The organism is Aphanizomenon sp. UHCC 0183 (genome assembly GCF_009712065.1).
Classification (GTDB): domain Bacteria; phylum Cyanobacteriota; class Cyanobacteriia; order Cyanobacteriales; family Nostocaceae; genus Dolichospermum; species Dolichospermum heterosporum.
This window is the reverse complement of the sequence record NZ_VILC01000011.1, coordinates 17,786-41,897: the sequence shown is the minus strand read 5'-3', so window position 1 is coordinate 41,897 and position 24,112 is coordinate 17,786. Positions and strand designations below refer to the sequence as shown.

Annotated in this window: 26 protein-coding genes and 2 pseudogenes; 18 read left to right on the top strand and 10 right to left on the bottom strand. The window is 36.8% G+C overall.

Annotated elements, in window-relative coordinates; all coding sequences use genetic code 11:
* The first annotated feature begins 295 nt into the window (after positions 1–295).
* The 3 genes from FJR37_RS05590 to FJR37_RS05580 all read left to right on the top strand — a co-directional run bounded on the left by FJR37_RS05590 (position 296) and on the right by FJR37_RS05580 (position 3,352).
* Positions 296–1,279 carry an ATP-binding cassette domain-containing protein gene (locus FJR37_RS05590; RefSeq protein WP_039202059.1) on the top strand — a complete coding sequence of 328 codons (984 nt, stop codon included), beginning with the start codon at positions 296–298 and terminating at the stop codon, positions 1,277–1,279.
* Between the two features lie 5 nt (positions 1,280–1,284).
* A complete protein-coding gene (locus tag FJR37_RS05585) occupies positions 1,285–2,073 on the top strand; it encodes an ABC-2 family transporter protein (RefSeq protein WP_168465518.1) in 789 nt (262 codons plus the stop codon).
* A gap of 361 nt (positions 2,074–2,434) precedes the next feature.
* The gene (locus tag FJR37_RS05580) at positions 2,435–3,352 is read left to right on the top strand and encodes a M23 family metallopeptidase (RefSeq protein WP_039202057.1); all 918 of its coding nucleotides are present in this window, start codon (positions 2,435–2,437) and stop codon (positions 3,350–3,352) included.
* 532 nt (positions 3,353–3,884) lie between these two features.
* On the opposite strand, the gene FJR37_RS05575 is transcribed toward FJR37_RS05580, so the two are convergent.
* The 8 genes and pseudogenes from FJR37_RS05575 to FJR37_RS05540 all read right to left on the bottom strand — a co-directional run bounded on the left by FJR37_RS05575 (position 3,885) and on the right by FJR37_RS05540 (position 10,533).
* Positions 3,885–4,460 carry a DUF1634 domain-containing protein gene (locus FJR37_RS05575; RefSeq protein WP_039202055.1) on the bottom strand — a complete coding sequence of 192 codons (576 nt, stop codon included), beginning with the start codon at positions 4,458–4,460 and terminating at the stop codon, positions 3,885–3,887.
* A 2-nt stretch (positions 4,461–4,462) separates the two neighbouring features.
* Positions 4,463–4,780 (bottom strand): annotated as a pseudogene (locus FJR37_RS05570) (sulfite exporter TauE/SafE family protein); the annotation flags it as partial.
* Positions 4,781–5,372: 592 nt separating this feature from the next.
* On the bottom strand, positions 5,373–7,079 hold the full coding sequence (gene ureC, locus FJR37_RS05565) for an urease subunit alpha (protein ID WP_039202053.1): 1,707 nt from the start codon (positions 7,077–7,079) through the stop codon (positions 5,373–5,375).
* 50 nt (positions 7,080–7,129) lie between these two features.
* Entirely contained in the window at positions 7,130–7,435 is a 306-nt protein-coding gene (locus FJR37_RS05560; RefSeq protein WP_039202051.1) for an urease subunit beta, read from the bottom strand.
* Positions 7,436–7,458: 23 nt separating this feature from the next.
* A complete protein-coding gene (locus tag FJR37_RS05555) occupies positions 7,459–8,121 on the bottom strand; it encodes a DUF4276 family protein (RefSeq protein ID WP_168465517.1) in 663 nt (220 codons plus the stop codon).
* The gene (locus FJR37_RS05550; protein WP_039202046.1) at positions 8,118–9,308 is read right to left on the bottom strand and encodes an AAA family ATPase; all 1,191 of its coding nucleotides are present in this window, start codon (positions 9,306–9,308) and stop codon (positions 8,118–8,120) included. The genes FJR37_RS05555 and FJR37_RS05550 overlap by 4 nt, the downstream gene beginning before the upstream one ends.
* 43 nt (positions 9,309–9,351) lie before the next feature.
* Positions 9,352–9,654 (bottom strand): urease subunit gamma, encoded by a 303-nt coding sequence (ureA, locus tag FJR37_RS05545; protein ID WP_027403120.1) that lies wholly within the window; start codon positions 9,652–9,654, stop codon positions 9,352–9,354.
* Positions 9,655–9,693: 39 nt separating this feature from the next.
* Complete coding sequence (locus FJR37_RS05540) at positions 9,694–10,533, bottom strand: urease accessory protein UreD (RefSeq protein ID WP_168465516.1); 840 nt, start codon at positions 10,531–10,533, stop codon at positions 9,694–9,696.
* A 62-nt stretch (positions 10,534–10,595) separates the two neighbouring features.
* Between FJR37_RS05540 and FJR37_RS05535 the strand changes: the two genes are divergently transcribed.
* Positions 10,596–11,336, top strand: coding sequence for a sulfite exporter TauE/SafE family protein (locus tag FJR37_RS05535; RefSeq protein WP_168465515.1), 741 nt, complete (start codon positions 10,596–10,598; stop codon positions 11,334–11,336).
* A gap of 236 nt (positions 11,337–11,572) precedes the next feature.
* Positions 11,573–12,148, top strand: coding sequence for a Uma2 family endonuclease (locus FJR37_RS05530; RefSeq protein ID WP_053540841.1), 576 nt, complete (start codon positions 11,573–11,575; stop codon positions 12,146–12,148).
* Positions 12,149–12,232: 84 nt separating this feature from the next.
* On the opposite strand, the gene FJR37_RS05525 is transcribed toward FJR37_RS05530, so the two are convergent.
* A complete protein-coding gene (locus tag FJR37_RS05525; protein WP_027403124.1) occupies positions 12,233–12,910 on the bottom strand; it encodes a response regulator transcription factor in 678 nt (225 codons plus the stop codon).
* 1,055 nt (positions 12,911–13,965) lie between these two features.
* Between FJR37_RS05525 and groES the strand changes: the two genes are divergently transcribed.
* The 11 genes and pseudogenes from groES to groEL form a co-directional block, all read left to right on the top strand.
* A complete protein-coding gene (gene groES / locus FJR37_RS05515) occupies positions 13,966–14,277 on the top strand; it encodes a co-chaperone GroES (protein ID WP_027403125.1) in 312 nt (103 codons plus the stop codon).
* A 102-nt stretch (positions 14,278–14,379) separates the two neighbouring features.
* The gene (groL, locus tag FJR37_RS05510; RefSeq protein ID WP_168465514.1) at positions 14,380–16,014 is read left to right on the top strand and encodes a chaperonin GroEL; all 1,635 of its coding nucleotides are present in this window, start codon (positions 14,380–14,382) and stop codon (positions 16,012–16,014) included.
* A gap of 265 nt (positions 16,015–16,279) precedes the next feature.
* Positions 16,280–16,408 (top strand): hypothetical protein, encoded by a 129-nt coding sequence (locus FJR37_RS27375; RefSeq protein ID WP_256366862.1) that lies wholly within the window; start codon positions 16,280–16,282, stop codon positions 16,406–16,408.
* A 272-nt stretch (positions 16,409–16,680) separates the two neighbouring features.
* Entirely contained in the window at positions 16,681–16,788 is a 108-nt protein-coding gene (locus FJR37_RS27635) for a type II toxin-antitoxin system RelE/ParE family toxin (protein ID WP_168465556.1), read from the top strand.
* Between the two features lie 171 nt (positions 16,789–16,959).
* Positions 16,960–17,265 (top strand): hypothetical protein, encoded by a 306-nt coding sequence (locus FJR37_RS05500; RefSeq protein WP_168465513.1) that lies wholly within the window; start codon positions 16,960–16,962, stop codon positions 17,263–17,265.
* A 119-nt stretch (positions 17,266–17,384) separates the two neighbouring features.
* Positions 17,385–17,582 (top strand): type II toxin-antitoxin system HicB family antitoxin, encoded by a 198-nt coding sequence (locus tag FJR37_RS05495; RefSeq protein ID WP_039202316.1) that lies wholly within the window; start codon positions 17,385–17,387, stop codon positions 17,580–17,582.
* On the top strand, positions 17,579–17,683 hold the full coding sequence (locus tag FJR37_RS27370; protein WP_168465512.1) for a type II toxin-antitoxin system HicA family toxin: 105 nt from the start codon (positions 17,579–17,581) through the stop codon (positions 17,681–17,683). The genes FJR37_RS05495 and FJR37_RS27370 overlap by 4 nt, the downstream gene beginning before the upstream one ends.
* Before the next feature lie 92 nt (positions 17,684–17,775).
* Entirely contained in the window at positions 17,776–17,910 is a 135-nt protein-coding gene (locus tag FJR37_RS27630) for a type II toxin-antitoxin system HicA family toxin (RefSeq protein WP_371416100.1), read from the top strand.
* Positions 17,911–18,697: 787 nt separating this feature from the next.
* Positions 18,698–19,744 carry an NACHT domain-containing protein gene (locus FJR37_RS05485; protein ID WP_217355196.1) on the top strand — a complete coding sequence of 349 codons (1,047 nt, stop codon included), beginning with the start codon at positions 18,698–18,700 and terminating at the stop codon, positions 19,742–19,744.
* A 198-nt stretch (positions 19,745–19,942) separates the two neighbouring features.
* Positions 19,943–20,080, top strand: coding sequence for a hypothetical protein (locus FJR37_RS26380; protein ID WP_217355195.1), 138 nt, complete (start codon positions 19,943–19,945; stop codon positions 20,078–20,080).
* Positions 20,081–20,147: 67 nt separating this feature from the next.
* Positions 20,148–20,441 (top strand): annotated as a pseudogene (gene groEL / locus FJR37_RS05480) (chaperonin GroEL); the annotation flags it as partial.
* Here the strand turns inward: groEL and FJR37_RS05475 are convergent.
* Positions 20,401–20,784, bottom strand: coding sequence for a hypothetical protein (locus FJR37_RS05475; protein ID WP_199308401.1), 384 nt, complete (start codon positions 20,782–20,784; stop codon positions 20,401–20,403). The pseudogene groEL and the gene FJR37_RS05475 sit on opposite strands and share 41 nt — an antisense overlap.
* Before the next feature lie 184 nt (positions 20,785–20,968).
* On the opposite strand from FJR37_RS05475, the gene FJR37_RS05470 reads away from it, so the two are divergent.
* Together FJR37_RS05470 and FJR37_RS05465 are read left to right on the top strand one after the other, a co-directional pair.
* Positions 20,969–21,400, top strand: a complete 432-nt coding sequence (locus FJR37_RS05470) for a hypothetical protein (RefSeq protein WP_168465511.1) — start codon at positions 20,969–20,971, stop codon at positions 21,398–21,400.
* Positions 21,401–21,412: 12 nt separating this feature from the next.
* A complete protein-coding gene (locus FJR37_RS05465) occupies positions 21,413–24,088 on the top strand; it encodes a ParA family protein (protein ID WP_168465510.1) in 2,676 nt (891 codons plus the stop codon).
* Positions 24,089–24,112: the final 24 nt, after the last annotated feature.

The following is a 24,112-nucleotide window of genomic DNA, read 5'->3' as shown; positions in this document are numbered from 1 at the left end:
GCACCCTACAAGAGATAAAATCTACATTACATATTTAGAAAACTTTGTCAATGCGTAAGCACTAGGATCATCTTTTTTGTGGATTTCTCTTATGGAAATAGGAGTCAGGAGTCCAGGAGTCAGGACGAAGAATTAAAAAGAAGTAAGAATAGATTAACTAGAAAATAATCAGGAATTAGAAAATTTAGAAAAAAATGATCCTCCTCCTCAAGACCGACTTTTTCTCGCAATTTGTGTGATTATTATTTAGAGGGAAGAAACTCAACGTTATCAGGCAGAAGGAAATAAATTTTTCATGTCAATGATTATAGCAGAAAAACTCAATAAATTCTATCCTGTATCCACAAAACAACCAGGTATTCAGGGAACGATTAACCATTTTTTCCGCCGCACCTATCGCTCAATTCCTGCCGTTCAGGATATCACTTTCACTATTGAAACCGGAGAAATAGTGGGATTTTTAGGTCCTAATGGTGCTGGCAAAACTACCACCCTAAAAATGCTAACAGGATTAATTCATCCTTCTGAAGGTACGGTTAAAGTCGGTGGATTTATTCCCTTTAATCGTCAAGAAGCATTTTTGCAAAAAATCACCTTAGTGATGGGACAAAAACAGCAATTAATTTGGGATTTACCGGCATTAGATTCTCTCAGAATTAACGCCGCAGTTTATAATATTTCTGATAAAGAATTTCAACGTCGAGTTGGAGAACTAACAGAAATGCTGGCTTTAGAAGGTAAATTAACCCAACCCGTCCGCAAATTATCATTAGGTGAACGGATGAAAGCTGAACTGTTAGCAGCACTTTTACACCGTCCCCAAGTTTTATTTCTAGATGAACCAACTTTAGGATTAGATGTTAATGCTCAAGTAGGAGTGCGTAACTTTTTAAAAGAATATAATCAGCTATATCGAGCCACAATATTATTAACAAGTCATTACATGGCTGATATTACAGCTTTGTGTGAACGGGTGTTATTAATTCATCAAGGAAAACTCATGTACGATGGTAGATTAGATGGATTATTAGAAAATTTTGCTCCTTATCGAGAAATTTATGTCGAATTAGCTCAAGAATTACCACTAGAAAAACTTATGTCCTATGGTGATGTGCAAATGCTAGAAGGAAGAGCCGTGAGATTTATTGTCCAACAAGAAACCATGACTCGCACTGTTTCTCAGATTTTAGCCGATTTAGAAGTAATAGATTTAACAGTTACAGAACCACCAATAGAAGAGGTAATTGGTAGGGTTTTTCAAAGAGGATTTAACCATTGATACCTATGAAAAAAATTGTTAAAAAATCCTTAACTTTGCTATCAGTATATTATGCTAATCTGCTGGAATATAGATCCGAATTAATCTTCTGGGTTTTAGCTGGTTCTTTACCAATTATCATGATGGGTATTTGGATGCAAGCTGCTGATAGTGGTAAATTTGCTTTTAAATCTGTAGACTTCGCTCGATATTTTTTCGCAGTTTTTCTGGCTAGGCAAATCACCGTTGTCTGGGTAATTTATGATTTTGAAAAAGAAGTATTAGAAGGTAAACTTTCGCCAAAATTATTACAGCCTTTAGATCCAGTTTGGCACCATGTTGCCAACCATCTGGCTGAAAGAGTCGCTAGAATGCCTTTTGTATTGCTTTTAGCAGCACTCTTTTTTATTCTCTATCCTCAAGCCTTTTGGTTGCCAAGTATAACTAACTTATTTCTATTTATCTTAGCAGCAATTATGGTTTTTGCTTTAAGATTTATCATTCAATATACCTTTGCTATGTTTGCATTTTGGACAGAAAAAGCCGCAGCTTTGGAAAGTTTATGGTTGTTGTTTTTTGTATTTTTATCAGGTTTGATAGCACCTTTAGATGTTTTTCCAGAAAACATTAGAAACATAGTTATGTTCACACCTTTTCCTTATATGATTAATTTTCCGGCTAGTATTTTAGTAGGACTACCTGTAGATTTAACCAGAGGATTTCTATCAATCTCAGGTTGGTTTCTTATATTTTTTGGTGCCAATCGTTTTTTATGGCGCAGAGGACTGAAAAAATATTCAGGTATGGGAGCTTAATAATTCGTAATTTAATTTCCAGCTTATACGGTAATTATAACTCACTGAGGACACAAAAATCTCTATATTCCTGATCTGTCACCTATTTCCTCTCCAAATATACAATTTATTTTGCCAGACTATAAGTAGGTGAACACAATAAAACCAAACTGTGTAAAGAAACGTAAAATCGCCCAAACCCTCTTCACTCTTGCCTCTTGCCTCTGGTTACTGAGCGAAGTCGAAGTATTGCCTTTTGCCTTGCCATAACGACAATTTTCAACGCCAACCTACTTACTTATTTATTAACCTTGAGGGGAAACATTAACTAAAATAAATTAGTCTGTTAATTAACAGCCGCAAAAAATTTGTTGATCAGCCTATGACTATCATCCGTAACCCTATTAATCCAGAGAATAAATTGTCAGGTTTTAGTATTATCAACCCTGCCAAAATGTTTATAGGCATAATTGCTGCTTTTCCCATTGCTTTAAGCTCATCAGCAAAGGCTTTAGAAGTACAAGTATTACCTAAAAATCCTCAATTGGGAGATACAATTTCCGTTGTCATTGAGGCAAATACCCCAGAAAAAACCAGCAATCCTACTGTAACAGTGGGGGAAAAAATATATCCAGCCTTTGAAATTGCACCTCGTAAATATCGTTCTTTTGTGCCTACAACTCCCTTAGAAAAGGCTGGAGTGAGAACCATTAAAGTTTCCGAAAATGGACAAGAACAAAATTTATCAGTAAAGGTGCGCGATCGCCAATTTCCCGTTCAACGGATTACCCTACCACCTGGAAAAGCTGGAGTTAATGCTACCGAGTACGAACTCAAGCGCGTAAAAGAATTAAAAGCCCTACAGACACCAGAAAAATATTGGAATGGTGCTTTTCTTACCCCCAATGCTGGGAGAACATCCACTAAATATGGAGTCCGTCGTTACTACAATGGTGAATTTGCCAAAGACTACTACCATCGTGGACAAGACTACGCAGGTGCAGTGGGTTCAACCGTAATTACCCCAGCGGCTGGACGAGTTGCTTTAGTGGGTAAAGTATCCCAAGGATTCCGGGTTCATGGTAATGTAGTAGGCATTGATCACGGTCAGGGAGTTATCAGCATTTTCATGCACCTAAGTCGTATAGATGTCAAGGAAGGTGATTTTGTGCAAGCAGGGCAAAAAATTGGTGCAGTCGGTTCAACTGGTGCATCTACTGGACCGCACTTACACTGGGGTTTGTATGTGAACGGACAATCTGTTGATCCATTACCGTGGAAATCTCGGACAATTGATTAAGTTGCAGACCTGATGACTTTCTCAACCCAAAATACCTATTGACACTCTCAGGGAAATATTGTCTGTTTTCGGAATCTTAAACAAGCCACTGATGAGGGATACACAAATAACGTAGTTAAACAAGGTCAAACAACGTCAATTGCTGATAATTCGCTCTCTGATTGACCTTACTCGTAAGTTTGCTTTTAGGTTCTAGAGTCTGGGGCTTATCCATGCCCGTTTCCGCTTCAGTTTCCACTATTAGGGAATCGGTGAAACTTCTGAGTTCGTTCTAGCAAGATTACTTTTACATCGGAATGTTTCATATAACGAGTGATTTCAACGTCACTCATTCTTGCTAGAACGTTGTCAGCAGCGTTAGTATACTACGTTATTTTGAGATTAGAGAGTTTGGCGATCGCCCTATTCTCAAATAAGGACACTCTCAGCGGCTTTAGCCACTGAGCTTTATGCTTACCGAATATTCCTGTAAAACCCGCCTGGGAATGATAGCATGGCGTTTCTGTGCGGGGATCTCAGCCAAACAAATAAGCTATCTGTAGCTTAAGTTGACACCAATGGCTCCCACCAGACTATACGTCAAACTAGTAAGCACTAATAATGTAATGATGACATAGATAAAATTGCGTTGTAAAAGAAAAGTTAAACAAGAAATTATCACCCGTAAAATAGGGATAGCAATTAGTAATAACAGTCCTAGTTGAATAATTCCCTGCCGACTACCGACTAAAACCGCATTAACTATACCAATAGGAGAGCGAAACTGAGATGGTGTACCTATAAATACTTGATATTTAGCAGGCTCAAAACCATGATTAATTAAGTATAAAATTCCACCGAATAACACTATAGAACTAGCGCTTAAAACTCCATATTTAAGCAAATTACTGAGTAAAGATTCTAATTGTTTTTCATTGGCTGCTTTCGTCAGTATTAGATGACTAACAATTTCACCCTGATAATTTATTTGTACTCCATGATTAAGTCGCTGTTCTTCTAACTCTTGAATATGAGAATCCTGTTCTGCCAATTCAAAAGTGAAAGTTCCAACTTCTGTTTCTATCTGTGTTGTGCAAGTCCAACGAAAACCAGAATTTAATTTATACATAATTACAGTCCTCCCATTAGACTGTTATAGATCATTTTTAACGCCATTACTACTAGTACAAGGCTGAAAATAATTCTCAAAATTTGGGTTTTTGCGCCGATTAAGATTCTCGCTCCCAAAAAAGCACCTGGTAACACTCCTAACATGACTGGCATAGATAAACCTGGATCTATATATCCTCTTGTTAAATAGACACCTGTTGAGGCTGCGGCTGTAACACCAATCATGAAATTGCTGGTAGTAGTGGAAACTTTAAAGGGGAGGCGCATAGCCTGATCCATTGCCAATACCTTGAATGCTCCCGAACCAATCCCTAGTAAGTAGGTGAACAGAAAAATTTAAAGGTATATAACGGTATGTAAAGTTGTCTCAATGCGAGATTCTGATTGAGTTTCAGCCATTTTACAAAACGCAATACCCCTCATTTTTATTTTGTTTACCTACTTAAACCAGAAAGCACTCCTGCTACTAACATAATGCTAAATCCAGCAGGTAAAGAGTGAACTTTTAATTCCTCGGTTTTTTTAATACAAACCCTCTTGCTAAGTAGGTTGGCGTTAAAAATTGTCGTTATAGCAAGGCAAGAGGCAAGAATAAAGAAGTTTTCAGCGATTTTACAAAAGAAGGGAACAGGGAACTCTTAACTGGGAGCAAATAAGAAACACTCATTTGCACCAGTTTAAAGCTCAGTCAAAAAAAGGATGTTTTTAAAAGATGCGTAGCACGAAAAAAACAGTGTCATTATTTCAATTTCATGTTTTTAAACATGAGTTTTTCCTGTTCCCTCTGAAGTTTCTTTACACAGTTTGGTTTTATTGTGTTCACCTACTTAGATTATCAGCGGTGATATCTTAAATGTTGATTAGGAACTCAAAATTTGGGAAATAAAATAATTCTCAATCTGGAGGGTTTCTAAAACAGAAAGTATCTTTGTGCCATTGGTAAAATGGTTGCTGGTTCACAAGTTAATAATTCACCATCTGCGCGAACTTCGTAGGTTTCTGGATCTACTTCAATTTCGGGTAAAGCATCATTTAATTTCATATCTCGCTTAGTGATTTGACGAGTTCCTGAAACTGCGATCGCTAACTTCCCTAATTTTAATTGTTGAGGAATTTCTCTGGACAAAGCAGCTTGAGACACAAAAGTTAATGATGTCGCATTTCTAGCACCCGCAAAACTGCCAAACATCGGTCGCATATATACAGGCTGGGGTGTGGGAATACTAGCATTAGCGTCACCCATCTGTGACCAAGCAATCATGCCACCTTTAATCACAATTTCCGGTTTGACACCAAAAAAAGCAGGTTTCCACAAACACAAATCGGCTAATTTTCCCGCTTCTACTGACCCCACATATTCAGAAATACCATGAGTGATTGCCGGATTAATTGTATATTTAGCAACATAACGTTTGGCTCGTAAATTATCGGCATGACTATCACCAGCAAGGCTTCCCCTTTGCACCTTCATTTTATGTGCCGTTTGCCAAGTCCGAATGATTACCTCACCGACACGCCCCATTGCTTGGGAGTCGGAAGCAATCATACTAAACGCGCCTAAATCGTGAAGAATGTCTTCCGCAGCGATCGTTTCTCGACGGATACGGGATTCAGCAAAAGATACATCTTCAGGAATAGCCGCATCCAAGTGATGACATACCATCAACATATCTAAATGTTCATCTAGAGTGTTAACAGTATAAGGACGGGTAGGATTAGTAGAAGATGGCAAAACGTTACTTTGTCCACAAACCTTAATAATATCTGGTGCGTGTCCTCCCCCAGCCCCTTCTGTATGGTAGGTGTGAATAGCACGATGCTTAAAAGCGGCAATTGTATCTTCCACAAAGCCGGCTTCATTCAAAGTGTCAGTATGAATTGCTACTTGCACATCATATTCATCAGCAACGGTTAAACAAGTATCAATTGTGGCTGGATTTGTTCCCCAATCTTCATGGAGTTTCAATCCCATCGCCCCGGCTTCAATTTGTTCTATTAGCCCTTGAGGTTGGCTGGTATTACCTTTTCCTAAAAATCCTAAGTTAACAGGGAATGCGTCAGCAGCTTGCAACATTCGGTACATATTCCAGGGTCCAGGAGTGCAAGTCGTGGCATTTGTTCCCGTAGCTGGTCCTGTACCACCACCAATCATGGTAGTAATACCGGAAGCAATAGCGACTTCAATTTGTTGGGGACAGATAAAATGGATGTGGGTATCAATTCCCCCCGCCGTCAGAATCATTCCCTCACCAGCTAAAGCTTCTGTTCCCGGTCCAATAATAATATCTATATTGTCTTGAATATAGGGATTACCGGCTTTACCAATTTTGTGAATTTTCCCCTCTTTAATGCCAATATCTGCTTTGACAATTCCCCACCAATCGAGGATTAAAGCATTTGTAATCACTAAATCTACAGCCCCATCCTGATTAGAAATAGGAGATTGTCCCATCCCATCTCTAATGACTTTTCCGCCACCAAATTTTACTTCATCACCGTAGGTTGTGAAGTCTCTTTCTACTTCTATAAATAGTTCGGTATCTGCTAATCTAATTTTATCGCCTACTGTTGGTCCGTAGGTTTCGGCGTAGGCTTGGCGGTTCATTTTGTATGTCATAGTTTATCCTTTTTTTTATCACGCAGAGGCGCAGAGGCGCAGAGAGAGTTTTAGAGGTTTCCGTCAATTTTATTGTTGAATCCGTAGATTTGACGACTACCAACTAGGGGAATTAATGTTATTTCTTTTTCGTCTCCTGGTTCAAATCTGACGGCTGTGCCGGCGGGAATATCTAATCTCATTCCTCGTGTTTTTTCTCTGTCGAAGTTTAAAGCGGTATTGACTTCATAAAAGTGAAAATGTGATCCTATTTGAATTGGTCTGTCTCCTGTATTTGCCACTATTATTTTAGTCGTGGGACGACCTGCATTTAATTCGATTTCTCCAGATGGGGTAATGATTTCGCCTGGTATCATAATTGAGTTTTTCCTCTTTTAATTTATATTGACAAATTTTCTAAGAATTGTACAAATGGTTTGAATGCTTGAGGGCATAGTTCGGCTATATCTTGATATCTTGCACTTTCTAATATTCTTCGTGCATCTACAGAACCTTTATATTTATTACCACATTCTCGAAAGATTTTTTCTACAATATCTTTAGGTGGAATATTATGATTTTGTTCTTCAACTGGTATTGTCCAGGTTACAGAAAGAGAATTAACACCAAGTACATTTATTAGTTGGGATTCAGCAGCCAAAATTAAGGCTTCTAAATCATGTTTAAAGCAAAAGACTCGAAAACGCTCTTTTAAGCGATTATCATTAATTCCTTTCGACTGTAATACCTGATTAAAATTATTTAAAACACCATTTTCTAGTTCTTGAATTGTTTCATGTTCAAACCCTTTATTTTTGGGATATAGGTCTGGCATAACTACCACAATTGAATCTGGCTGATTGTAGATAATATTGACTGCTTTAATTGGTATCTTTGTCAGTAAATCTTTTTTAGCATCTCCTCCTTTATCATTATCATTTCCCTTAACTGCAAAAAATTTGATACTAATACCCTGCTGTAATTTCTGCTCAATTAAAGGTTCTAATAGTGCCTCCATTGCATATTTATCAGATGTACCTTCTACATAAATTTCAACTCTCATGGAAGTCTCTCTAATTCATCGCTACGGTGTAATTGTTCTAATTCATCTGCACCAAAATCATCAAGCATATCAATTAATACCGGAGAATTTCCAGGTTTAATAAATTTTGCTTCCCCTTTTTCTTTTCTGAGTACAGCAATTTGCGAAATATCAAATTGTGTGAGAAAATAAGACGAATGCGTTGCTAATAAAATTTGAGTGCGTTCAGAGGCTTTTTCAAATAAAGCAGCCAAAACAGGTAATGTCCGAGGATGAACACCTTGGTCCGGTTCATCAATACAAATTAAAGATGGTGGATTTGGGTGTACACATAAACAAATCCAGCAAATCAAACGCAAAATTCCATCTGATAAATCAGCAAGACTTAACTCATCATCAACACCTGATTCTCGCCAAAAAGCGATCACTTCTCCTGGTCCACCACGTGCTTTTACTGTTAAACCTTTAAAACCAGGAATTACAGAACGTAAATGTTGTTGTAATTCATCAAATGCTGGACGATGTTCAGTCATTAAGGAAAAAAGAACTGAACTTAAATTACCTGCATTTTCATGTAAAATCGGTTCTTGTTCAATGGGAACTGATTGACGAATTTTCTGACTTGCTATATTGAAGGAACTATAAAATCTCCAATCACGAATATATTCACGTAAGTTATATAATACTTCCAGTGATGGATTTGTCATTGCATTTAGCGTCAGTTGATTAGAACGCTTTAAAGCAATATCCTGTGTTAATTTATCTGATGTTAATGTTGTAAATCCTTTTTCTCCAGGTTCTCTAATTACACCTTTATTACCTTGAATATCCATATATATGTATGGACTACTGTATCTATCACTAAAAGGTTGAGATGATTCTACTCTTTCATAGGAAACTTGAGTTCGACCAACCGGACCCATAAGTTCTCCTAGATATCTAATACCAGTTGGAAGACCTGTATCAATTTCAATGTCCCATTGGAACTTAGCTAGTCCTGGAATATGAAAAATCTGCTGACCAATAGAACCAGAAATAATTTCTGGAGGGATATCTTGATAAAGACTATCTCGCAAAAATTTGAGAAATTCAAACAAACTTGATTTCCCCGCACCATTAGCACCAACAATAATTTCTAGTGGTTGTAACTGGGCTTCAAAATTTCTGAAAGGCCGATAACCTTGAATATTAACTGATGTTAATCTCATGTTGTTTTTCCTTGATTTGCACTTTCTCCTATCTTAATCATTTCTACCGAATTGGATTATGTACAGTAACTAACTTTGTCCCATCAGGAAATGTGGCTTCTACTTGAACATCATGAATCATTTCTGGTACACCTTCCATGACATCATCACGAGTTAATAAAGTCGTGCCATAACTCATTAAATCTGCCACAGTTTGACCATCTCTTGCACCTTCCAAAATAGCAGCAGAAATAAAAGCGACTGCTTCAGGATAATTCAATTTTAAACCTCTATTTTTCCTTCTCTCCGCTACTAAAGCAGCAGTAAAAATTAATAATTTATCTTTTTCTTGGGGTGTAAGCTGCATTGTTCTCTCCTCTGCGTTCTCTGCGTCTCTGTGGTTCGTTTAAATTTGCCAGACTCTAGGAATACAATTACCACGATTTAGACAAGATACTCGTAACATTTGCCAAATATTTGTAAACCAACTCCTGACTTCTGATGTAGAATTACCACGATATCGGCACAAAAATCCATGTTGTAAGCGAGTTACCCCAGCATCAGAGTTTTGAATAATTAAAGAACGTGCTTGGTTGATGATTTCTGGAGATAGAGGAAAACCAACACAAATAAAACTACCAACAACGGGATGTTCTCTTAAACCATGAGGACTGTGAAATACTTTTTCGTTACCGGGAACGATTTGTCTATCAATCCATAAGGGAATATCATTTTGCCAGATTTCCGTGTGCGATCGCATCTCTCCCTCTAAAAACTTTTCGCCCCTAGCACTTCTACCAAATCTCGTAATTTCCCAGCCTAAATAACTCGCACCTAGAGCTAATTCTACCCGCAAATCTTGGCGGTAAATTGCTCCATTAAATAAAATTGTTTCTTGGGGCAAATATTCTAAACAAGCATGAGCATCAACTTGGATATTTACGGTTTGTCTTGCTTGTAAGCCATTACTGCGATATATTTTACCAGCAGCGGCTGTAGTAATCAAGGCGTTTGTATAGGGTTGGAGGTGAATATGAGAGGATAGGCGATCGCCCCCCACAATGCCCCCAGCAGTGTGTAAAATCACACTATGGCAAATTCCTTGTCCTTCCGGGTAAAACGGGCGTTGTACCTTTAATGGGGCTTGATGGTGGTTATAAATTAACTGAGTGGAATCTCGGCGATGACCGTAAACTAAGTTAAGTTGACCATGCCAACCCTGTATTGTCTGAGAGTTATCAATCATTTATAGGGTAGAGTAAAAATCAAGCGCCTGATTTATTCGGTTTAACATATTATTCAATATTTATGACAATATTTTGGTTAGCATTAGCTGGAATTGTAGGATGGTTTGTCAGTTTACTAGCAGGTGGTGGAAGTGCATTAATCCTTATGCCCATTGTAGGTATATTTCTAGGGGCTGTAGCTATTGCTCCCGTAATTACTATTAGTGGGCTATTTGGAAACAGTGAAAGAGTATTTGTGTATTGGCAAAAAATTAATTGGGATGTTGTTAAATGGGAGTTACCCGGAGCAATTTTTGGCGGAATTTTGGGAGCTTTTACACTGACAAAACTTAAATTAGATTGGTTAAGTATTTTAGTTGCTATATTTCTGATTTTTTCGGCTGCTAGTTACTTTTTTAAAAATGAAGAAAAATCTTTTTCAGTCAAAGCTTGGTACTTTTTACCAGCAGGTTTCGCCTATGCTTTTTTCTCTGGATTAATAGGGAGTATGGGTCCTGTATTAGCTCCACTTTATATTAACTATGGCTTACAAAAAGAAGAATTACTAGCAACTCAGGCAACAAATCGAGTGATTGTTCATATTGTCAAGATTTTTGTCTATAGTTTTTTGGGTGCTTTCAAATTGCCATATATTGGTTATGGAATTGTCCTTGGTTTGGCTGCTATACCTGGAAACTGGTTGGGACATTTAGTTTTGCAAAAAATCAGTGAAAAACAATTCCGGCGACTGGTTATCTCCTTTGTTTTGTTCAGTGGAATGCTGATTTTATGGCAGCAACGAGAACTATTAGTTTTTTGGTAAAACCACTTTCAATTTAATTTTGCAACTTGATTTGATTAAACTAATTTTTTAGTTCTATAATTTATTGTAGATGCATAACTTAGTATCAATATGGCGGTATGCACTCGAATGAGATACAGTCAGTAAATCGAAAACCCTGTAGGGGCGCAGGGACTGCGCCCTCGATTGTATTTCATCCAATCAATAACTGCTATAGCAAGTGTTAAGCCTACATCTTAATTTGTGAGGTTTTAAATATGGTTGCTTCTCCCCAAATCTACATCACTCCAGAAGAATATTTAGAATTAGAAGAAAACAGCCCCGTCAAGCATGAATATATTGATGGATATATTTACGCAATGGCTGGCGCATTAGATGCTCATGTTACCATTGCTGGAAACTTGTTTGCACTACTGCGTAATCATGTGCGTGGTTCTGGTTGTCGAGTATATATTTCTGATATGAAAGCCAGAATTGAATCTTTAAATAGATTTTTTTATCCTGATATTATGGTAACTTGCGATAACCGTGATCAAGAAACACTAGGATATAAAAGATTTCCTTGTTTAATAATCGAAGTTTTATCTGATTCTACCGAAAGATTTGATCGAGGTGACAAATTCGCTGATTATCAAACTATAGAAACTTTACAAGAATATATTTTAATTAATACGAAAAAACCGAGAGTTGAATGTTTCCGCCGCAATGAAGATGGATTTTGGGTATTACAGTTTTATGTGGGACAAGAAACTTCATTTCAATTACACAGCATTAACTTTGCAGGAACAATGAGGCAACTTTATGAAGATGTAGATTTTCCGCCTCCAGCGTAATTTTCCCCAATCCAAAATCAGAAATTTTGGACTTTAGACCTTAGATAAATCATCCAAAATCCAAAATCCAAAATCTAAAATTGTTTAAGCCATTTGATTTTCAATCGCCCAACGTGCTAATTCAGTACGGTTGTGGAGATTGGTTTTGCCCAACATATTGGACACATGGCTTTCAACAGTTCGCTGACTGACATTTAATTCTTCAGCGATTTCGCGGTTTGCTAAACCCCTAGCGACAAACTGGACTACTTTCAGTTCCGTTGGGGTTAACTGGACATCGAAAGGAACTTGGATGCGAGAACCGCTGTCCCCACCCTTGGTTTGATGTTCTTTCCAACGCACAGTTTGCTTGAGTGAGGATTCTACTTGTGCTACGAGTTCTTCAGGTTCAAAGGGCTTGATCATATATACGTCAGCACCTTTATTTAACCCCTTAACTCGGTCTGCACTTTGACCTTTAGCTGAGAGGAAAAGAACGGGAATCCAACTAGTTCGTTCAGTCTTGCGGACTTCTTCGACAAAAGTGTATCCGTCCATTTCCGGCATCATCACGTCACAGATGATCATATCTGGAACTTCGGTTTCTAGAAGATCCAGGGCTTCTCTGCCATTTGCAGCCGTGATGACTTCGTAGCCCCGAAACTCTAAGTAATCCTTCACCAGCAAGATGAGGTTAGGGTCATCATCAATAAGTAGAAGTCGTTTGTGGTCTTTCATGCTGGGTTCTTTCATAACAGTGGCACTTCTCGCGCTTCGATCCATTAAGGTATTGATATAGTTATCCCGTATGTTGGATGACTTCGGATGTTGTCTTTTTTCCCACTTAACTTACTTTAACTCCCCGAAGTCTTAAAAGTGTTAGTTACTTTCAACAGACTTGCAAGTGAATGGAAAAAGTCTAGTAAGGATACGTATAGCAGTAGTCTTTATAATGCGCTATTATAGATCCATTTGAAAGTTGCAGGCTGAAAACCCTGATAAAATTATTGTCCTTGTGAATAATCACAGGTCAGTATTTTTTCAAGATGACCCTAGCTCAAAACTCGCCCGCGCTTTCATTGGTATACTGCTGCTTTACTTATCCTTCGGATGTGAAGCCTCTATTTAGAGGTTCAAAATCAACCGGGGAATCTTTTGGACAAGCATGGGTTAAAAATATAGATTTCTTCACCATACTCGTTGCCAATCTACTGGTCTTGGATGACCTGCTCTAATGACTTCTGGATTTAATTGGCGATACCAGACCCCATCTAGGTAAACTACTATTATCGTTCTAGAACAACAAACACGCAAGTTTTTGACTTGGGCTGTGAAGATGCCTATGGAATAACTATGTGTTAACTGATGGGTTGATCGCTCTCCCAGTCCTTGTTAACAACATTACCAAGTTCTAGACTAGCCGATTTATAACAGAATTGAGCATTTATCTGTTTTGGGCAATAGGTAATTGGTAATGGGTAATTGGTAATGTTCCCTGTTCCCTGTTACCTGTTACCTGTTACCTGTTCCCTTATCCCTAGTAGTTTTAGGGATGAAAAAACTGTTTGTGGATCATTGTGATGTTACTCATTGAGTAGATCCCTGATTACAGTTCTATAACAATTTTCCAAGTTTGCAAATAAAGTTGTCCATATCAAAATATTCATTACTTACGCAACAAACCCTGACAACTAAAATAATTGGATATTTGCACTTAAGTATCGCCACCCTAATCTTAGTTCGGAAACCCGTACACAAGCCATGATTGCTATTGGGTCATAGATAAAGCTAGATTAGCACTCATGAGTCGAGAGTGCTAATTTAGCAAGAAATTTTGTATGGCAGCTGTATCTCTAAGCGTTTCCACCGTTAAGCCCCTGGGCGATCGCGTTTTCATCAAAGTGAGCGCCCCCCAAGAAAAAACCGCAGGCGGTTTGTATTTGCCCGATAATGCCCAGGAAAAACCCCAAGTAGGCGAAATCGCCGCTGTTGGTCCTGGCAAGCGCAATGACGACGGTACTCGTCAAACAATGGATATTAATGTTGGCGATAAAGTGTTGTACTCCAAGTACGCTGGCACTGATATCAAGCTGGGTACAGATGAGTATGTACTCCTTTCAGAAAAAGACATTTTAGCGATCGTTAACTAATTGGGACTGGGTGATGGGTAAGGAGTTTTCCTAATTACCTGCTCACCATTCACCAATTCTTCGCAAAATTTAATTAATTTACCACCGGGATTTAGACTTATTATGGCAAAGCGCATTATTTACAACGAAAACGCCCGTCGCGCTCTAGAGCGTGGTATTGATATTCTCGCTGAAGCTGTAGCTGTTACCCTTGGTCCAAAGGGTCGTAACGTGGTTCTAGAGAAGAAATTCGGCGCACCACAAATCGTGAATGATGGTGTCACCATCGCTAAAGAAATTGAATTAGAAGACCACATCGAAAATACTGGTGTAGCTCTAATTCGTCAAGCTGCTTCTAAAACCAATGACGCTGCTGGTGATGGTACAACCACAGCTACCGTTTTGGCTCACGCTATCGTTAAAGAAGGCTTGCGGAACGTTGCGGCTGGTGCTAATGCAATTTTATTGAAGCGCGGTATTGATAAAGCATCTGCGTTTTTAGTCGAAAAAATTGCTGAACACGCTCGCCCTGTAGAAGATTCTAAGGCGATCGCTCAAGTTGCGGCAATTTCTGCTGGTAACGACGAAGAAGTCGGTAGCATGATTGCTCAAGCTATGGACAAGGTGGGTAAAGAAGGTGTAATTTCCCTAGAAGAAGGGAAGTCTATGACCACCGAATTGGAAATCACCGAAGGTATGCGCTTTGATAAGGGTTATATTTCCCCTTACTTCGCTACCGATGCAGAACGGATGGAAACCGTTTTTGATGAGCCTTATATCTTGTTAACTGACAAGAAAATTGCTTTGGTACAAGATTTAGTTCCTGTACTCGAACAAGTAGCTCGTTCCGGTCGTCCTTTGGTAATTATTGCTGAAGACATTGAAAAAGAAGCTTTGGCGACTTTGGTAGTTAACCGTTTACGCGGTGTCCTTAACGTGGCTGCTGTGAAAGCTCCTGGTTTTGGCGATCGCCGTAAGGCTATGCTAGAAGATATCGCAGTTCTCACCGGTGGTCAACTCGTAACCGAAGACGCTGGTTTGAAACTAGATACAACCAAACTAGAAAGCTTAGGTAAAGCTCGTCGCATCACCATTACCAAAGACAGCACCACAATTGTTGCTGAAGGTAATGAAGCTGCTGTGAAGGCTCGTTGCGAACAAATCCGTCGTCAGATGGATGAAACCGAATCTTCCTACGACAAAGAAAAACTGCAAGAGCGTTTGGCTAAATTGTCCGGTGGTGTAGCTGTTGTTAAAGTTGGTGCAGCTACCGAAACCGAAATGAAGGACAAGAAGCTGCGCTTGGAAGATGCTATTAACGCTACCAAGGCTGCTGTAGAAGAAGGTATTGTTCCCGGTGGTGGTACAACCTTAGCTCACCTAGCTCCTGTATTGGAAGCTTGGGCGCACATCAACCTCAAGGATGAAGAGTTGACTGGTGCTTTAATCGTTGTTCGGGCTTTACCTGCTCCTCTGAAGAGAATTGCCGAAAACGCTGGTCAAAACGGCGCTGTAATTGCGGAAAGAGTGAAAGAGAAGGATTTCAACATTGGTTTCAATGCTTCTACCAACGAATTCGTTGATATGTTGGAAGCTGGTATTGTTGACCCCGCTAAGGTAACTCGTTCTGCTTTGCAAAACGCTGCTTCTATCGCTGGTATGGTGTTGACAACTGAATGTATCATTGTTGACAAGCCAGAACCTAAAGATGGCGCTCCTGCTGCTGGCGCTGGTATGGGTGGAGATTACGACTACTAATTCTCTGTAATCCACTAATTTGAAAACGGCTGCTTCCTTTACGGAGGTGGCTGTTTTTTTGCACGCAGAGGCGCGGAGAGAATATTGAGTTTCAATTCAACTTAAGGTAAAACCTCTATCCCGGAAGGAACTCAAGTCCTTTGCTAATAGCGAAAGTCATCTTTTGATGACTAAATACTGGGAAAATTTATTAGTCCGTTTTAACGGACTTGAGCTATGAGACAGGGAATTTATTCCCAGGCGTGTTTGCTATAATGGGACTTATATGACTAAAGAATATTTAATTTATGTTGGTTCAGTGTTTCAGTTGGAGTGGTATTTTGATGAAAATGGTGAAAGCAAGGCTCAAAAGTATTTTAATAGACTAGATGAGAAACAACAATTAAAATTTTGATTTTTAGTCAAACGAATTGGTGATTTTGGTCAAATAAGTAATAAAGAGCAATTTCGTAATGAAGGAGATAAAATCTACGCTTTTAAACCACAACCAGATCGATTTTTATGCTTCTTCTTTAGAGGGTGTTTGAAAAGTTATGGTTGATGTATCAAATATTTTTTACCCCACCCTAACCCTCCCCTTGTAAAGGGGAGGGAACTGGATTTTTATTGTTTCCCCCCTTTACAAGGGGGGACTAAGGGGGGTAGCAATGTGATGAAAATTACGGAATACCACTTTTCAAACATCCTCTTACTGGTCAAAAAATTATTGTTACCAATGCTTTTGAGAAAAAACAACAAAAATTACCAAAAAACCAGAAAGAAAAAGCTAAGTAGGTGAACAAAATAAAAATGAGGGGTATTGCGTTTTGTAAAATGGCTGAAACTCAATCAGAATCTCGCATTGAGACAACTTTACATACCGTTATATACCTTTAAATTTTTCTGTTCACCTACTTATCAACTATATGAATGATTATATTAAACGTAACCAAGAAGGAGCATATTATGAAGAAAATTGAAGAACTATCAACTTTTGATAGAATGATGCAAAGCCCCGATTTTAAAGCTAAATTTGCAGCAGGATATCAGGAGTTTTTGCTATCTGAATTGTTAATCTCTATTATGGAGAATGACCATATATCCATTGCTCAATTAGCTGAAGAAGTTAATATTCCTCCTGCTATTATTCAAGATATTTGTTCTGGTCAGCAAAAAGATATGAACATTAGTAATTTTTTACAGATAGTTCAATCTTGTGGTTATCGTCTTATTCTTGAAAAAGGAGAAGAGCGTATTTCTTTAGTAGCGTAAATTCTAACTTTTCTATTAGAGTATTATTTGGGTAAAACGGAATTAAGACCACAATTTGCTATTTTACCCAAAATATAATACATTGTCCAACAACGATATTATTTTGAAGAGGTTCAACTATGAAAATTAAAGCAATAATTCATACAGCCGAAGAAGGCGGTTATTGGGCTGAAGTACCAATTTTTCATGGATGTTACACTCAAGGAGAAACCATTGAAGAAGTATTAGAGAATCTTAAAGAAGTAATCAGTTTATATGCAGAGGATGAACCAGAAAATCTTAGCTCTTCTGACAGAGTAGTGGAATTAACTGTATGAAAGCAATATCAGGTAAAAAATTATCAGAAATACTGGTAAAGAACGGATGGCAATTAATCAGAGTGAAAGGCAGTCATCATCGTTTTAAAAAAGATAAGTAGGTGAACAAAATAAAAATGAGGGGTATTGCGTTTTGTAAAATGGCTGAAACTCAATCAGAATCTCGCATTGAGACAACTTTACATACCGTTATATACCTTTAAATTTTTCTGTTCACCTACTTAACATCAGTATTTCTATACCAATTCATGGTAATGAAGATTTGAAAATCGGACTTCTAAAAAGTTTGATGAAACAAGCAGATTTAACCGAATCTGATCTTATTTAAATTTTAATGATAACTAAAAGTATTGGTGAATCAAATTTTTGATCAGACATTATAAGAAATCCGATTCATTTAATTTTTCCGATATTCTTCCACTAGCTGCATAAAATTTTTGCCAAACTTGCTCTTCACAGTCATTGGATAAAGCTAAAACTTCACTGATAGTTTCTGCAATAATCCCTTTTGCTTGTTGTTTATAATTTACTGGTGGTTTTTCTTGATTATCTAATCCCAGTTGTTGAATTAACTGTTGTAATAACCATTGTTTATATCTTCAATGGAGTAAGTTTGTAATATTTGTTCAAGTTCAATAATCTTAGGTGATGGCATAAGATTTTTTATAGGAAAAGTTGTTTTTATAATAGCAAATATTTGGGTAAATATGCTTTTATGCTTATTAATTACTTTTTAAGCTTTTTTTAGCCGTTTTATACAATTTTCGTCTCTAATTAAACCACTTGACAAAGTTACTCCAGACAGATGAGACAGATTTCAATAATTTATTCCACCTATTATCAAATTTATTCCAGTTATTTTCCTCTGTAGTCGGCTCTGTTTTCTTGCTTTGCTCAAGCTGATCACCCTTACTAATTATTTTGTGTTAGAAGCCATCACTCCACGTGAATGGTGTATTATAATGACTTAAGCTAATTTACTTTATATGCAGTATTGTATTTTCTTCTTTGTTAGCACAGAGTAGGATTTAGTACACAATTTTTGCAGAATCCGGCAGTAATTTAGTAGGATTTGGTATAATATATTATTTTAAATACCTTTAGTGTAAATACAAATGAATAATATCGAGGATGTTTTACAATACACTGATAATTTATTGTTTGATAAAACACACGAAAATCTTACTCCTGTAGAGGAAGCAATTCTCAAAGGTGTTTGGCAAGGTCAAAAATATTGGCAAATAGCTGTAGGATTTAATAATTGTAGTGAATCTCACATTAAAAAAGAAGCAGCTAAATTATGGAAAAAACTAGGACAATCATTAGGAGAAGACCTGAATAAAGATAATTTTCGTTCTAGAGTAGAAAAGAAATATCGTGTTTCTCAAGTTTCTCATTTCGGGGATTGTTTATTACTTGATAATATTAATATTGGTGGTCAATTTATACAAACTAATAACTATAGACAAGAGCATTTTAAACCTCCTCAACCCAAACATCAAACCTCAATAATTGACTTAACAAAAGCACCAGAACTAAACTATAATTATGGACGCACTTCAGAAATTTCTACCCTAAAACAATGGATATTAGAAAATAAAACCAGACTAATCACAATTTATGGATTAAATGGAATTGGTAAAACTGCTTTAACTCTGAAACTAATCTCAGAAATTAAAACAGAATTTGATTATATTATTTATCGCAGTCTTGATAATCTTCCTCAACTGATAACTCTTAAAGATGAACTGAAACAATTTCTTTCTCAATCACAAAACCCATTACCTGAAATCATAGATTATTTTAGTTCATCTCGTTGTTTAGTAATCATTGATGACGTGGATAATATTTTTCAATTTGGTAACTTAGCAGGTCAATATTTAACAGAATATAAAGATTATAGTAAATTTTTTCAACAAATTGCCACCTCATCTCATCAAAGTTGTTTAATTTTGATTAGTTCAGCAAAACCCCCAGATATAGAAACTTTAGAAATTCAAAACAAATACACAAAAACATTATATCTTCAAGGATTAGAAGAAGATGCTAAAGCAATATTCAGAGATAAAGGCTTAAAAGATGAGGATAAATGGGATGAATTAATAACACTTTATCAAGGTCATCCTGGTTGGTTAAATATCATTATATTGACTATAATATAATTTTTTAATGGTAAAGTATCCCTATTTCTAACAGATAATGATGATCTATTTTTAGGAGATATAGAAGCACTTTTAGAAAATCATTTAGAACGTTTATCAGAATTAGAAAATAAGGTTATCAACTGGTTATCCACACAAAATGAACCTATAGATATTTCCCAAAAACCTGCTGATATTGAATTATCAAATGCTAGATTTTTGCAAATTATACAATCTTTAACACGACGGTGTTTAGTAGAAAAAGTGTTAGGAGAAGAAGAAGTAAAATTTCAGTTAAATTCGTTATTTAAAACATACATGAATAATGAATATTGCGGTTCATTGGAAAGAATTTAATTTTCAAGAAAGTCATCCGCTTTAATCCTAGCTTGCCTCAAAATTGCTCATAATTTCCTTATGATGCTTAGGTAAAGCTCGTCGCATCACCATTACCAAAGACAGCATCACAATTGTTGCTGAAGGTAATGAAGCTGCTGTGAAGGCTCGTTGCGAACAAATCCGTCCTCAGATGGAAGAAACCGAATCTTCCTACGACAAAGAAAAACTGCAAGAACGTTTGGCTAAATTGTCCGGTGGTGTCGCTGTAGTTAAAGTTGGTGCAGCTACCGAAACCGAAATGAAGGACAAGAAGCTGCGCTTGGAAGATGCTATCAACGCTACCAAGGCTGCTGTAGAAGAAGGTATTGTTCCCGGTGGTAGGTTCTAAATTCATCAACTTCTACACCAACTAAAGCATAACGAAAGCTAGAATCAAACTTTAGAGCTTCATAGAATAACAAACCTAACTCCGTCATTAAATAAGCACTTTCAGGACTATATATTCCCACTTCGCTAACATTATCTGAGTAAACCCGTTCAGGGTAAACCCGACACCACCAATTGTCTTCTATATCTTGAAAAATGTCTGTGCGACACACATATATAGTAGACTTCAAAAGTAACCATTGATACCCTCTTATTTCCCCAAAATATTGAGCAAATTTCTTAGCACTGTTTTCATCAGAGCCACACTCTGCTGATAAACTAAATATCCACGCCATACCTGCCTCCTATTTAGTTCTAATCAATTCTTTCCCAATAATCTTGGGTGTTTGCCATTCGAGTTTGAATAATCGCTGTTTCTGGAAAGGGTTGGCTGTTTTTTGTTGTTAATGCTTAATTTTTAGCTTAAAAATCCTAATTTAATAATATACTGATAAAGCTTGAATTTTAAGTCTAACAAGTATGGAAGATTACCAGGCAGCTTTTATGGAGCGCCATACTGATACTGAAACACTGCATCCTGTAAGGAAAGTTGGGGCTATGCACTTTGGTGGTGTAACCATCGAATGTTTATTAAAAGCGATGATTTTTGCTACTTTACCAAATGGCGCGAGTCGAGAATGGAAAACAAGTTCTAATAATCCTGGACATACAATCAAAAATCCGGGACACAAATACGATGAGGCGTTGAGACGACATAATCGACTTCGATCTAGAATTGAAAGGTTTCCAGATGTTATGGAATGGCTCAACACAGTTGAGAACCCAATGAGCCAACATTTCATAGATTTGCGCTATTCTGGACTTGAGCCTAATGATGAAAGTTATCAACTTTGGTTCCACGCATATCATAACCTTATTCGTTGGTTACAAGAGCAAATCGCTACACTTTAAAAAGGTGATCAAATGCAGGAAAATTGGCAGGTTTTACTAAAACAGAAAATTACAAACCAGTATGTACAGAAGTCACAGGAATGGGTTGATGTAAATATTTCTACATCTGGTTTATTGAATTTGACTATTGTAAGCGATCGCTTTATAAGTTTATCTATTCCTCAACGTAAAGAACAAATTTCTAACTTACTTCAATCACAAGTTCCTCATTTATCTCCTGGTTTTCTCTCCCTATATACACTTCAAGAAGCTGAATTACTTAATATTTCACCACCACAGATTTTTGATCCAGCATCAATACATACTTGGCAAGATTTAGCTATCCAAGCAGCAAACCCACAAAATCAATCAATAGCACCTCAGCGCGAACTCAGTTTACCCAGAACAGTGACATTTTATTCCTTTAAAGGAGGAGTAGGACGCACTACGGCATTAACTCATGTTGCTTGGATTTTAGCAATGCGAGGACGTAAAGTTGTAGCTGTAGATTTAGATTTAGAAGCACCTGGTTTAAGTACAGCATTTAACCTACAACCACAACCAAAATATGGAATTGTTGACTATTTTTATGAACGTTCCTATTTACCAGAAGGAATAAAGCCGAATATTTCCATTACTGAAATATTTGGTGAAGTAAGAATACCAAACGCTAAAGGAAGATTATTTGTTGTTCCTGCTGGTTGTCTTAGTCTTGATTATATTTCTAAAGTTGATGATCTTCATGCTAATACTGTTATTGATGGAGATCAAAGTCTTTGGACTGTTTTCAAGCGGGAAATTTACGAACAATTAAAACCTGATGTTATATTAATTGATTCGAGAACGGGAATTAATCAATGGGGAGCTTTATCATTAATTCAAGCTGCTGATGAAGCAATTATTTTTCTTTTTCCTAATGAACAAAATAAACAAGGAATAGAATTACTATTGCGTTCGCTAAACACTCTAAAAAATTTATCTATCAATTTTATTTTTTCTCCTGTTCCTGATGTTAGCAAACTTGAAAAAGTAAACGAGATTTATAAATATTTTCTAGATGAAATAAAAATAGCCACAGATGAAGAATTTGAAATAGATGATAATGATCCATTAGAACTACCAGAACCTTTAGTAATTCCCTATCTTCAACCCATTGCTTTAGCTGATAATTACCCTGTAAGAGCCTTACTAGATTACTATAATAAAATTGTCAATTTAATTGATGAAGAAACTGATGAAATTGACAGAACAAATATTTTAACTAATTCAGAAACACGCTGGAAAATTATCAAAAGCTTGCAATTTCCTGAAGTAAATGCTGCGGATACAGATCAAAAACAGGATTTCACCCTCCTATTCCAGCGTACCAATGATTTTGAGAAATTTTTAGATCATGCAACTTGTTTAATTAGAGGTAGAAAAGGAACAGGTAAAACTGCTCTATATTGGCTTTTTCTCAAATATAAAAGTGATGCTCAAAAACTAGCTCGTGGTAGATTAGATAATACTGTATTTTTGTCTGCACATGGTAGATATCAGGAAAGTCGTCCGACTCGTGGACAATTCCAATTTATTCATGAAAATTTACAGCAGCAGGGTGGCACATGGGAGGCTTTCTGGAGAGCCTATTTACTCCTTAGATGTCATCAGGAAAATTTATGTAATTTTCCTAAAAATAGGAAAGGTGAAAAATTTAGTGAACTGAAAAATATTATCAATAATTTACCTAAAGGAAAATGGCAATTTGAGTACAATCAAGTTTTGTTAGAATTATCTACTAACTCTATACTAAGTGAAATAGTCAATGATACCATTAACATTATCATTCATGAAGAAGCCAAAAATAAATCTCAGAAAATCTGGTTTCTTTATGATGATTTAGATGAAGATTTTCCTGAAGCAGGAGAAGTAAGACAATCAGCATTATCTGGATTATTTCAATTAGTTCAATCTTGTGATGCAAATCGCCTAACAGAAATTAGATTTAAGATTTTCTTGAGAGAAGATATATGGAATCGTTTAATTTTTGACAATAAAAGTCATTTTACTGGACGCGATATTATTTTACAATGGACTAGGGTTGACTTTTTAAGATTAGCTTTGCGTCAATCAATACAATCTCCAGATTTTAAGGATTTGGTAAATAGATTTTCTCCTATTGCTGAAGATGCAATTGATCAAACTACTGAAGATGCAATTGATAAAGCTTTAGAATTGCTTTGGGGAAGTCGTCGCAGAAGAGGAGACAAAGCTAAATATTTATCCAGATGGGTTTATGAAAGATTAACTGATTCTAGTGGTACTACTTTTCCTCGTAGTTTAAGTATATTATTAACAGGTGCAAAAGAACAAGAATTAAGCTATCAAGGAAAATCATCAATTCAAACACCAACAGATCGTTTATTACGCAGTAAATCTTTAGAAATGGGATTGAAAAAAGCATCAGAAAAACGTTGTGATGAAATCAAAGAAGAATATCGTCATTTGACTAAATTTTTTGACTCTCTCAAGCAGAAATCAGCCCTTTTACCTAAAGACGAATTACATAGCATATGGCAAGAATCAGCACATGATATAGCAGACTTTGAAGAATTTGCTTCTTTTTTAACTGAAATCGGTATTATTCAATTGCGCGAGAAAGATCAACGCTATAAATTTGCGGATATCTATGTATATGGATTTGAGATGATTCGTAAAGGTGCTGTATGAAAATATTTTTGACTTTATATCCCT